This window comes from Shewanella xiamenensis (genome assembly GCF_014647135.1).
GTDB lineage: Bacteria > Pseudomonadota > Gammaproteobacteria > Enterobacterales > Shewanellaceae > Shewanella > Shewanella xiamenensis.
Genome location: NZ_BMOP01000002.1, coordinates 12,982 through 25,738, shown reverse-complemented (window position 1 = coordinate 25,738; position 12,757 = coordinate 12,982). Strand labels below are relative to the sequence as shown.

Sequence of the window (12,757 nt, the reverse complement as noted above, 5' to 3'; positions counted from 1 at the left end):
CTAAGGGATAAAGCTCACTAATGTACTCAAAGATAAGATGCTGTTTTGCTTGCGCCATTTAAGCGCGTTGCACCTTTTTTAATCACTCCCTGCTTCAAACTAGTGCGTTTGCTAGATAGCTCGGTGGGCAAAGGCTTGGGTGATAAAGGCACGTATTTTATTCAAGATGCTGATTTATAAGTTTTCTTTGTTGTCATCTGGCTGACACAAATCTGTCTTCATGCTGTTATTTTGCGCTGGCATGGTTACTGCCTATCTAAGACTATGGATGAGCAGTCGCGGGGGCGACAAATATGGGGCTGGAGAAGTTGCTGTATTTGCGGGGCGTGGGGGCAGACTTTACCGACTGCTTTGGCCAGTACATCCGCATTCCCGAGGCTGACAGGCAAGGGATTTTGACCTGTATGTTGCAGGAAAAAAATACTCAGTCCTGCGAGGCAAAGGATGAACCGTTAACGAGTTTACCCAGTGGCGACGAGCTTGACGCTCAGGTGTATCAACTCGATGCACACCATTGGACACAAGTGTTGCCAGCGTTTCATTGGTGCTATGTCGACGAACCTTGGGTCTGTCTGTATTTACCTCAATCTTACCGTGGCGATCTGCTGCTCACCTTTACCTGTGAGCAAGGGGAGAGGGTTATCCTCGAGGTGCCGTTTTCGGCGCTAAAACCCATTGGGGATTATCGGATTCAGGCGCAGGAGTTGGCGCAGTTTGGCAATAGCCCCTTTGCCAATGAGTGTCAGTTCCTGCAATATCGCCTCGACCTCTTAGGTCATGAGTTTTATTGCCGTGATGTGGACGATACCAGTGAGCCATATATCGATTCAGAGACTCGCCGTTCATGGGAAAATGTTAGCACCGCGCCAAATACATCTGACAATAAAGACAACTTAAGTGATTTATCTTGCCTGGGGCTTGGGTACCACACCCTGAGCGTCAGTTTGCTTGGGCTGGCGGATGATCAGCAAGGCGTATCAAGTGCAGGAACCTCAGCAGCAAGTATATCTTCTGCAAGCAAGGTGACTGAGTTCCATGGCACTTTTATGGTGGCGCCGAGAACCGCCTATCAAGGGGTGATGAGCGCTGTGGCTCAAGGAAAGCGCCATAAACCTTGGGGTGTGAGCCTTCAGCTTTATAGTCTGCGCAGTGAAAGCCAATGGGGCATGGGCGACTTTGGCGATTTAGAGCAGCTTATCGGTTTAGTGGCCGAGTATGGCGCCGATTTTATTCAACTCAATCCATTGCATGCTTTAGATATTGCCGTGCCGGAACATCCGAGTCCCTATAGTCCCTGCGATCGTCGAAGGCTTAATCCGCTATATATTCATTTACCTAGCGTGCCTGAATTTGAGCCATTAAAGGCGGAGTTTGCCACAAAGGAATGGCAAGAAGCCATTGCCCTACTCAATGCGGATAACTGGCTTGATTACCCCAAAGTCAGCGAGCTTAAGTACCGCGCCTTTGCACGTTTATACACTGTCTTTTGCGAACACCATTTACAGCCAAACACTCCAAGGGCGCAGCGTTTTAAGGATTTTGTGGCAGAGCAGGGCGCGCCGCTCAGGGAATTTGCCCAAGCCGAATCGCTACGCAGTCCAAGGGCCATCGCACAGGATGAAGGCTTTTATTTATACCTGCAGTTTGTGGCTGAAGATCAACTGCAATTGTGCCAACTCAAAGCCAAAGAAGCGGGAATGGGCATAGGGCTTATCCGCGATTTAGCCGTGGGCGCAGCGTTGCAGGGCGTTGAGGTTCAAGCCAATTCGCAGCAGTTTTGCTTAAACGCCAGCATAGGCGCACCGCCAGATCCCTTCGCGCCGCAGGGACAAAACTGGGGTCTCACGCCCCTCGATCCCGTCAAACTAAAGCAGCATCAATATCGTCATTTTATTGAGCTGACTCGCGCCAATATGACCCACTGCGGTGCGCTGCGAATCGACCATGTGATGGGGCTGCTGCGACTCTGGTGGTGGCCACTGGATAAACGTCTGGGCCATGGCGCCTATGTGTATTACCCGGTCGAAACCCTGTTGGCGATTCTCTGCCTTGAGAGTCAACGTGCTCGCTGCGTGGTGATTGGTGAGGATTTAGGCCTAGTGCCGCCCGATATTATTCATCGCCTGTATCAGGCGGGGATCTATTCCAACGAGTTGTTCTACTTCTGCAAAGACCATCAGGGCTTTAAGCCACCAAGCCAGTATAAGTTCCAGAGTTTGATGATGCTGGCAAACCACGATGTACCGACCTTAGTGGCTTGGTGGACGGGCAGCGATTTGCACCTGAGGCGACAACTCGAACTGCTCAAGACTGATGATGAACTGGGAGAAGCGCTCGCAGGGCGAGAGCAGGAAAAACACCAGCTCGCGCAGTGCTTAATCTCCCAGGGCTTATTAGCCGAGACAGATATTCAACAGATTGATATTGAAGATTTATTAACGGCGTGGATGCCCTTTGGCGCCTCGGGCAATAGCGCGCTTTACAGCGTGCAGTGGTGCGATCTGCTCGGGGATCGCCATGCGGTGAATATTCCCGGCACTTGGCTCGAGTACCCTAATTGGCAGCGGCGATTGCCCATCAGCCTAAGTGAAGCCGCAGCTAGGCCTACGCTGGCTAAGCGTTTGCAACGCATTGCTGCGGCAAGACATTTGCCAGAGACGGCTGCGCATACAGATACCCTTTGACTAAAAATGGAAGCCAAATGATGACTCAAGCCCAGACTTACTTCTATGACGGTAGCGATGTCGCGCTGTTAAACGGTCAATATACGGATGTGTTTTCCCTGCTTGGTATGCACAGTATCAACGAGGGCAAGGCCTTGGTGGTGCGCTGTTTTTTACGCAATGCCCAAAAGGTTGATGTGATAAGTCTTAAGGATGGCCGTAAGGTGGCGAGCCTTGAGCGCGTCAATGAGGCGGGGCTGTTTGCGGGCACGCTTGGCAGACGGGTTAAGCCCTTTTTGTATGCGCTACGGGTGACTTATCCCCTTTGCGAGCTGAATATTATCGATCCTTATCAGTTTGGTTCACTCCTCGATAGTCAGGACTTATACCTCTTCGGCGAGGGAAGTTCTGAGCAGGCCTATCGCTTTTTAGGTGCGAACTGGCACCAAGTCGATAGCGTAGAAGGCGTCCATTTTTGCGTATGGGCACCCAATGCTAAACGAGTCTCTGTGGTGGGGGATTTTAACCACTGGGACGATACTCGCCATGTGATGCGCCAGCATCTGGCCAACGGCTTGTGGGAGATTTTCCTGCCTGATGTTGCCGAAGGCGCGCACTATAAGTTTGATTTGATTTATCAAAATGGCGAGCGTCACGCTAAATCTGACCCTATGGCGACCCAAATGGAATGTGCGCCGCACAATGCCTCCATAGTGCCGAAAAAACACCAACACCCTTGGGCAGATACACAATGGATGGACAAACGGGCGAGCACGGCTTGGCACCGTGCGCCCATGTCTATCTACGAAGTGCAGTTAGGCTCTTGGCGCCGAAAAGGCGAGTTTGGTGAGCAATATTTTGATTATCAAGACTTAATCGAGCAGTTGATCCCCTATGTGAAAGAGCAAGGCTTTACCCATATCGAGTTGATGCCGATCAGTGAATATCCCTTCGATGGCTCTTGGGGGTATCAACCCGTTGGTCTGTATGCGCCGACCCATCGTTTTGGTGATGCTAATGGCTTAAAGGCCTTTATCGATGCCTGCCATCAGGCCGAGATTGGCGTGTTACTCGATTGGGTCGCGGCGCATTTCCCTAAGGATCCCCATGGCCTTGTGCGTTTCGATGGCACTTGCCTCTACGAACATGAAGATCCGCGCAAAGGCACGCACCCCGATTGGGATACCCTGATCTATAACTACGATCGCGGTGAGGTGCGCAGCTTTCTGCTTAGCAATGCCTGCTATTGGCTGCGGGAATTTCACCTCGATGGGCTAAGGCTCGATGCGGTGTCATCCATGTTGTACCTGGACTACAGCCGCGAACCTGGGCAATGGCTGCCCAATGCCTATGGCGGACGGGAGAATTTAGAGGCGATTCATTTTCTGCAAATGTTGAATCAACGTTTGTATCAAGCCTTCCCTGGCATTTGCATGATAGCCGAAGAGTCAACCGCCTTTGCGGGGGTGACTAAGCCGACGGATAGCGGCGGGCTGGGGTTTGGTTTTAAGTGGAATATGGGCTGGATGAACGACAGCCTAAGTTACTTGGGCCGCGATCCCATCTATCGCCAATATCACCATAACCAGCTGACCTTTAGCCTGATGTATGCCTATTCGGAGCAATTTATGCTGTCGATAAGCCACGATGAAGTAGTGCACGGCAAGGGCTCTTTGCTGCATAAAATCCCCGGCGATGATTGGCAAAAATTCGCTACCCTCAGGGCCTATTACGGCTTTATGTGGGGGCATCCGGGCAAAAAACTACTGTTTATGGGCAGCGAGTTCGCCCAGCGCGACGAATGGAACCATAACCATAGCCTCGATTGGCATTTGCTCGCCTTCGAGCCTCACCAAGGCGTGCAGCGCTGGCTTCGGGATTTGAATCAGCTCTATCGCCAATTCCCCGCCTTATCCGTGCTCGACTATGACTCGCAGGGTTTTCGCTGGCTCGATTGTGACAATGGCCGCGACAGTATTTTTAGCTTTGTTCGCTATGGCGAGGGCAGTGATGTGCCCTTAGTGTTTGTGGTGAATATGACACCAACCCTGCACCAAGGATTTCGTATCGGCTTGCCCCAAGGCGGGGATTTTTGTGAGTACCTCAATAGCGACAGCCATCTCTATGGTGGCAGCAATCAGGGGAATGCGGGCAAGGTGGTTGCCGAAGATTTACCTTGGCAGGGAATGGCATCGAGCGCGTTGATCACTGTGCCGCCCCTGGGTTGCTTAATCCTCGGGCCTGCGACGGATGCGCCCGACAGAGATGTTAGCCTATGACGAATCCTGTACCTGTAAATGCTGATGGCTCAACCGCCTTTAACCTAAGTGCGGGGCAGCCTTTTCCCTTAGGGGCGACGGTCGATGATGGCGGGGTGAATTTCGCCCTGTTTTCGGCCCATGCCACAGGGGTGGAGTTGTGTCTGTTTGATGCCCAAGGCGAGGTGGAAATTCAGCGCATCGCCTTGACGGAGCAAACCCAGCAAATCTGGCATTTGTATGTGCATGGGCTGAGTGCTGGCCAGCTGTATGGCTACCGTGTCTATGGTCCCTACGAGCCGCAATTAGGCCACAGATTTAATCCGCATAAATTGTTGTTAGACCCTTACGCGCGCCAGCTCGTGGGGCGTTATCATCACCATATCGCCAACTTTGGCTATGAGATAGATAGTCCTAATGAAGACTTATCTTTCAGCACCTTAGATAACGCGGCTTTTGTCCCCAAATGCAAAGTGGTCGATACTCGACCTCTTTTTAATGCCGCTAAGGCGCATACTATTCGGCCTCTCTCGAGTAAGCGTGAGCCACTACCGCTTGAGCAGTGCATTATCTATGAGATGCACATAAAGGGTTTTACCGCACTGCACCCTGAGATAGATACGCCGCTGCGTGGCACCTTTGCTGGGCTAGCATCGAAGGCGGCGATAGATTACTTAGTTAATCTCGGCGTAAATTGCGTCGAGTTACTGCCAGTTCAGGCATTCTTCTCCGAGCCTTTTTTACTTGAAAAACAGCTATCTAACTATTGGGGCTACAACAGCATTGGCTTTTTTGCGCCTGAGCCGAGTTATCTCTCGAGTGAGGATATCGCTGAGTTTCGTAACATGGTGGATGCACTGCATGGCGCGGGTATCGAAGTCATTCTCGATGTGGTCTATAACCATAGCGCCGAGGGCAGTCGCCTCGGGCCGACCTTTAGCTTTCGCGGTATCGACAATCTGAGTTATTACCGCCTGCATCCAAATGATAAACGCTTTTATATCAATGATACTGGCTGCGGTAATACCTTAAACCTCAACCATCCGCGCATGTTGCAGTTGGTGTTAGATTCGCTGCGTTACTGGGTCGAAGTGATGGGCGTTGATGGTTTTCGTTTCGATTTAGCCGCCTGCCTTGGCCGTGAAGCCTATGGATTTGACCCCGGAAGTGGTTTTTTCGATGCGCTGCTGCAAGACCCTGTGTTGTGCCGGGTGAAGCTGATTGCCGAGCCTTGGGATATTGGCCCAGGTGGGTATCAGCTCGGCAATTTCCCGGTGGCCTTTAGCGAGTGGAATGACAGATACCGCGACACTATGCGGCGTTTTTGGCGCGGCGATCATGGCATGTTGCCCGAGTTTGCGCGGCGTTTTCATGGCTCGGGGGATTTCTTTGAGCATAGCGGCCGGCCTCCTGCCGCCAGTATCAATTTTTTAACCAGTCACGATGGTTTTACCCTTAAAGATTTAGTGAGTTATTGCGAGCGGCACAATTGGGCCAACGGTGAAGAAAACCGCGACGGCCACCATGAGAACTTCAGCTATCACTATGGGGTAGAGGGCGACACTAAGGATGCCACCATTCTTGCGCTGCGCGCCCGCCAGCAACGCAATCTATTGACCACGCTATTTCTCTCCCAAGGGGTGCCTATGTTACTCAGTGGTGATGAGGCGGGCCGCACCCAAGGCGGGAATAATAACGCCTATTGCCAAGATAACCCCTTGAATTGGTTCGATTGGTCATCGGATGGCATGGATAGCTCATTGCTGAATTTCACCTCACAGCTGATTGCCTTGCGTAAACGCTTCCCGCTGCTGTGCGCCAAACGTTTTATCCATGAGCAGCTAGTGGCCAATGCCTTCAATTGGTCGCCTGAGGCATCTGCAATCCAAGCTGCAAGCCCTGTCTCAACCCGTGCGGGGGTGAGGCTGGATTGGTTTAGCCGTCAAGGTGAACCTATGAGCAAAAGTCTGTGGAGCGAGTCTATGGGCCGCAGTCTTAGTGTGGTGTTATCAGGCAATTTAACCGCAACTCAGCCGCAGACTCAGGATGACAACCTTCAAGCACTGCTGTTGATGGTTAATGCTGATGAGCACCCTTTGGCCTTTACCCTGCCGGTTTTTGACGGTTTAGGGCCGTGGCAATGTCTGTTGCATACCCAAACCGATCCGCAATTTTTAACTCCCACTGAGCCGCTGGATGCTCAGTCCTCACCGACGCGGTACTTGCTACAGGATCGCAGTCTTATGCTGTTTCATGCTGATTTTATAAGGAATTAACTATGAGTCATAACAGTGAGCTGAGCCCAAATACCAGCGGCGTTACTCCCAAAAAACGTTCAACAAAAGCCGTTGAAACTAAGAAAAAACCAGCACCCGAACCCTGCGAGCCCTGTGATGCCTTGCCCGCTTCGTTTACTCGCCATGTTCGCTATGGATTAAGCCGCGGCGAAGGGGCGCGTGGTGAATTATTTCAAGCGCTGGCTCTCAGCGTAAAAGAGCAAATGCTGGATGATTGGCGTGAGACGCGCATCAAAGATAGCTGCTACGACAACAAACAAGTGGCCTATTTGTCACTCGAGTTTTTAATGGGCAGGACACTGGGCAATGCCTTGTTAAACTTAGAGTTAGAGCAAGATAGCCGCGAGGCGTTAAGCCATTACTCTGTTTCACTCGAGGAGATAGAAGAGGCCGAACATGACGCGGGCTTAGGCAATGGTGGCCTTGGGCGGCTTGCTGCTTGTTTTCTCGATAGTTGCGCCAGCATGGATTTATCCGTTACTGGGTATGGCATTCGTTATGAATACGGCATGTTCGCCCAAAAGATAGTTGATGGTTATCAGGTTGAGCGCCCAGACCGCTGGTTACGTGAGGGCAACCCGTGGGAGGTGCGTGTTCCGCACCATAATGTGACGGTAAAGTTCTTTGGTCACACCGAATCCTATGTCGATAAACAAGGGCGCAGGCACATGATTTGGGTCGATACCCAAGATGTGCTCGCTGTTGCCTACGATATGCCTGTCCCCGGTTATCGTAATGGCCGCGTGAATAGCTTAAGACTTTGGAAGGCTGAAGCGACGGATGATTTTGACTTAGCAGAATTTAACCAAGGCGATTACACAGAGGCCGTGGCGCGTAAAAACCTCGCCGAGCAGATCACTATGGTGCTTTACCCCAACGATGCCAGCGAAAACGGTAAGGAGCTGCGGCTGCGTCAGCAATATTTTTTGTCTTCCGCTAGCTTACAGGCAATTTTAAAACGTTGGGTACATCACCATGGCAATGATTTCACTCATTTTGCTGAAAAAAATGTGATGCAATTGAATGACACTCATCCCAGTATTGCTGTCCCCGAGTTAATGCGGCTGCTGGTGGATGAATATGGTCTCGAATGGGATGCCGCTTGGTCGATCACCAGTCAAACCATTGCTTATACCAATCATACGCTGCTACCCGAGGCATTAGAGCGCTGGCCTGTGCGTATGATGGCATTGATGCTGCCGCGTATTTTAGAAATCATCTATGAAATCAACGCCAGATACCTCGATTTAGTTGCCCACCACTGGCCGGGGGATGGTGCCAAACTGGCCAGCATGTCGATTATTCAAGATGGCCCCGATCCCCATGTGCGCATGGCCTATTTAGCCATAGTGGCCAGCTTTTCGGTAAACGGTGTCGCTGGATTACATACCCAATTGTTAAAGTCGGGCCTGTTTAAGGATTTTTATAGCCTGTGGCCGGAGAAGTTTAACAATCGTACTAACGGCGTGACACCAAGACGTTGGTTAGCCCACTGCAACCCTTCACTCGCCAAACTGTTAACCAACCATTTAGGCAAAGGTTGGGTGACGGACTTAAGCCAACTGACGGCGCTCAATGCCTTAACCCAAGACGCCAGCTTTATTCAAAAGTGGCGTGAAGTGAAGCAAGCCAACAAGGCTGTACTGGCCAAGATGATCGCTAAGGAATGTGGCGTCGAGTTTGACCCTTCAATGCTGTTTGATGTGCAGGTCAAGCGGATCCACGAGTACAAGCGTCAGCTACTCAATATTCTGCATGTTATTCATCTTTACCATCAAATCCAGCAGGGGCATACAGAGCATCTGGTGCCACGTTGCGTGCTGATCGGTGGCAAGGCTGCACCCGGTTACTTTATGGCGAAGCTCATCATCAAACTCGCCAGTAATGTTGCCCATATGGTCAATTGCGATCCTGTGGTGGCGCCTTATCTGCGCTTTGCGTTTCTGCCCAATTACAACGTCAGTGCGATGGAAAAAATCTGCCCCGGCACCGATGTCTCCGAACAAATCTCCACCGCGGGTAAGGAGGCCTCTGGCACGGGCAATATGAAGTTTATGATGAACGGCGCACTCACCATAGGCACCTTAGATGGCGCCAATATCGAGATGCTCGAAGAGGTAGGCGAGGATAACTTCTTCCTCTTTGGCCTCAACGCCGAGCAAGTGGCCCAAATGCGCTGTGATTACCAACCTCAGCGCATTATCGCCGAGTCCCACGCCTTATCCGAAGTCATGGCTTTACTCAAGAGCGGCCATTTTAACCTACTGGAACCGGGAATTTTCGACCCGATTATCGCCTCGATTGAAAGCGCGGACGATCAGTGGATGACTGCGGCGGATTTCGATAGTTATCGCCTCGCCCAAGAGGCTGTGGCTAAGGCTTATAAAGATCCGAAAAAGTGGACGCAAATGAGCATTCGCAACACGGCGGCCAGTGGTCGCTTCTCCAGTGATGTGACGATTGCAGGCTATCGGGATGAAATTTGGAAACTGTAAGGGAGTCGTTAATGAGCGAAGGAATACGCAGTTGTATGCAATCCTGCGGCCTTAGGGCGGCAGGGAAGAGTGGTTGTGAAGCAATCGGCACTGATGTGCTATTTGGGGAGTAGAGCCTATGTCTAATGTACGTTATATCAGTAATTTAACTCGTGAAACCTATGCATTGATTCTGGCTGGTGGCCGAGGCTCGCGTTTACATGAACTCACCGACTGGCGTGCTAAACCCGCGCTGTATTTCGGTGGTAAGTTTAGGATCATCGATTTTCCGCTGTCGAATTGCATTAACTCGGGGATCCGCCGCGTTGGGGTGGTGACCCAATATAAGTCGCACTCGTTAATTCGCCACGTGATGCGTGGTTGGGGCCACTTTAAAAAGGAATTAGGTGAGTCGGTAGAAATTCTGCCCGCCTCACAACGTTACTCTGAGAATTGGTATCAAGGCACGGCTGATGCGGTATTCCAAAATATCGACATCATCCGCCATGAGCTGCCCAAGTACGTGATGGTGCTCTCGGGTGACCATGTGTATCGTATGGATTACGCCGGTTTACTGGCCGCCCATGCCGAATCTGGCGCCGATATGACAGTCTCCTGCCTTGAGGTGCCCGTGGCCGAAGCGGCGGGCGCATTTGGGGTGATGGAAGTCGATGACGAGATGCGCATCCTAGGATTTGAAGAAAAACCTAAATACCCTAAACATTCCCCAGGCAATCCAGAGAAGTGCCTCGCCTCGATGGGCAACTATGTGTTTAACACTGAGTTTTTGTTCGAACAGTTGAAGAAAGACGCGCAAAACGCCAATTCCGATCGAGATTTTGGCAAAGACATTATTCCCTCGATCATCGAAAAACATAAAGTGTTTGCCTATCCCTTTAAGAGCGCCTTCCCGAATGAGCAAGCCTACTGGCGCGATGTGGGCACCTTGGATTCTTTTTGGCAGGCCAATATGGAATTGCTATCGCCCACGCCGGCCTTAAACCTCTACGATGCCAAATGGCCGATTTGGACCTATCAGGAGCAATTGCCTCCCGCTAAGTTTGTGTTCGACGATGACGATAGACGCGGCATGGCGGTGGATTCGATTATTTCCGGCGGCTGTATTATCTCGGGCGCGACTGTGCGTCGCAGCGTGCTGTTTAACGAGGTGCGAGTCTGTTCCTACTCCGTGGTTGAGGATTCAGTCGTGCTGCCCGATGTGGTGGTGCTGCGCCACTGCAAGATTAAAAACGCCATCATCGATAGGGGGTGTATTATCCCCGAAGGCACAGTGATCGGTTATAACCACGACCATGACAGGGCAAAAGGCTTTAGGGTGTCCGAGAAAGGCATTACCTTAGTCACCCGCGATATGTTAGGACTGCCGGTGGGCTACGAGTAAGGCCAACCCATTAATTAGCTTGAATATTAACCCTGTTGGAGTATGAAGTTAGGTGAAACGCATATTAATGGTCGCGGCCGAAAATGGGGCGCTGAAAGGGGCGAAAGTGGGCGGCATGGCAGATGTGATCCGTGACTTGCCCCAAGCGCTGGCGGGGGTTGAGATCCAAGCTGATGTCATTATGCCCAGCTACGGATTTTTAACAGGCTTTGACGCCAAACTTATCCATGAGTTTGAGGTGAGTTTTGCCGGGCGACAGGAGCCGATTAAGTTGTATTGGCTGGCGCACCCCAAGGTGCAGGGCGCGAATATTTACTTGCTCGAGCATGGGCTCTGGCAATCGAGCCCCGGGCAGATTTATAGCCAAGGCACAAGTGATCGCCCCTTTGCCGATGATGCGACTAAGTTTGCGCTGTTGTGTGCAAGCGTAGCCAAGGCCTTAGTGGCAGGGCTTGTGCCTATGCCTGAGCTTTTACATCTGCATGACTGGCACACGGGATGTTTAGCCATGCTGCGAGCGCTGGCGCCTGAGTATCAAGCGTTAAAAAGCATAGCATGTGTGTTTTCGATTCATAACCTTGCGCTGCAGGGCATTAGGCCGCTGAGCCATGATTCGTCAAGCTTTGCGGCTTGGTTTCCTCACTTATTTGCCCAGTTGGATGAGGGCCAACGCGCCCAGATTATCGACCCCCGTTATCCCCATTGCATTAATCCGATGCGGATGGGGATTAGGCTGGCGGATAGGGTGCATTTAGTCTCACCTACCTACGCGAAGGAAGTCTTGCTTCCCTCTCGCCCAGAGTTGGGCTTTTTCGGTGGCGAAGGGCTTGAGGCGGATTTACTACATAAAGCTGATCAGGGGCGAGTGCTAGGCATTTTAAACGGTTGCGAATACCCAGAGGCTTTAGCGCAAACCTCCCTCGAACGTATGGGATTAACTGAGTTTAGGGCGCTACTGAATTGCATTGAGTCGGCTTTAGTGCAGTGGCAGGGCGGGCGCAGTCAGGTGAGTGGCGTCGATATGATTGCCTTTACGCGGCTGCAAGCCCTGTGGCGCCAAGCCTCTGTGGGGGAGTTCCCGAACTTTCTGTTGACGTCTGTTGGTCGGCTTACCGATCAAAAAGTATTGATCCTGCGCCATATTTTACCTTCTGGCTTATCGGTATTAGAGACATTACTGCAACAGTTGCAGCAGACGCAGCCCAAGGCGCTATTTGTGCTGCTTGGCAGCGGCGACCCAGAGATAGGGCTGTTTTTTCAAGCCCTTGCGGCTAAGTATGCCCATTTTGTATTTCTGCAGGGATACCATGAGGAACTCTCCCAGTGTCTTTATCAAGTGGGTGATTTGTTCCTGATGCCGAGTTCTTTTGAGCCCTGTGGTATTAGCCAAATGCTCGCCATGCGTAGCGGTCAGCCTTGTTTAGTGCATGGTGTGGGCGGATTACAAGATACGGTCGAGGACAATGTCGATGGTTTTGTGTTTTATGGCGAAGATATCAAAAGCCAGGGCGAGGCTATGCTGGCAAAGCTGGCTGAAGCACTCGATAAATTTAATACGCGTGATTGGATGCAATTAAAACGCAAGGCGAAAGCGCGGCGCTTCGATTGGCATAGCATCGCCCTTGATTACCAGAAACAACTTTACAACATTTTGTGAATTACC

General features: G+C 51.4%; 6 protein-coding genes. All 6 read left to right on the top strand.

Going from position 1 to position 12,757, the window contains the following annotated elements; genetic code table 11:
- The first annotated feature begins 293 nt into the window (after positions 1-293).
- On the top strand, positions 294-2,684 hold the full coding sequence (malQ, locus tag IEY09_RS01730) for a 4-alpha-glucanotransferase (protein ID WP_188869606.1): 2,391 nt from the start codon (positions 294-296) through the stop codon (positions 2,682-2,684).
- Between the two features lie 17 nt (positions 2,685-2,701).
- Positions 2,702-4,942 (top strand): 1,4-alpha-glucan branching protein GlgB, encoded by a 2,241-nt coding sequence (glgB, locus tag IEY09_RS01725; RefSeq protein ID WP_188869604.1) that lies wholly within the window; start codon positions 2,702-2,704, stop codon positions 4,940-4,942.
- Positions 4,939-7,197: a glycogen debranching protein GlgX gene (glgX, locus tag IEY09_RS01720; protein ID WP_188869602.1), complete on the top strand. Its 2,259-nt coding sequence runs from the start codon at positions 4,939-4,941 to the stop codon at positions 7,195-7,197. Before glgB ends, glgX begins: the two co-directional genes overlap by 4 nt.
- 2 nt (positions 7,198-7,199) lie before the next feature.
- Complete coding sequence (locus IEY09_RS01715; RefSeq protein ID WP_188869600.1) at positions 7,200-9,713, top strand: glycogen/starch/alpha-glucan phosphorylase; 2,514 nt, start codon at positions 7,200-7,202, stop codon at positions 9,711-9,713.
- Positions 9,714-9,831: 118 nt separating this feature from the next.
- Positions 9,832-11,094, top strand: coding sequence for a glucose-1-phosphate adenylyltransferase (glgC, locus tag IEY09_RS01710; RefSeq protein WP_047535906.1), 1,263 nt, complete (start codon positions 9,832-9,834; stop codon positions 11,092-11,094).
- Positions 11,095-11,161: 67 nt separating this feature from the next.
- Entirely contained in the window at positions 11,162-12,751 is a 1,590-nt protein-coding gene (locus tag IEY09_RS01705; RefSeq protein ID WP_188869801.1) for a glycogen synthase, read from the top strand.
- Positions 12,752-12,757: the final 6 nt, after the last annotated feature.

Bases quoted from the DNA above. Each gene is read 5' to 3' on its own strand.
- IEY09_RS01705 (WP_188869801.1), top strand. From the start codon at position 11,162: ATGGTCGCGGCCGAAAATGGGGCGCTGAAAGGGGCGAAAGTGGGCGGC.
- glgX (WP_188869602.1), top strand. From the start codon at position 4,939: ATGACGAATCCTGTACCTGTAAATGCTGATGGCTCAACCGCCTTTAAC.
- malQ (WP_188869606.1), top strand. From the start codon at position 294: ATGGGGCTGGAGAAGTTGCTGTATTTGCGGGGCGTGGGGGCAGACTTT.
- glgB (WP_188869604.1), top strand. From the start codon at position 2,702: ATGATGACTCAAGCCCAGACTTACTTCTATGACGGTAGCGATGTCGCG.
- IEY09_RS01715 (WP_188869600.1), top strand. From the start codon at position 7,200: ATGAGTCATAACAGTGAGCTGAGCCCAAATACCAGCGGCGTTACTCCC.
- glgC (WP_047535906.1), top strand. From the start codon at position 9,832: ATGTCTAATGTACGTTATATCAGTAATTTAACTCGTGAAACCTATGCA.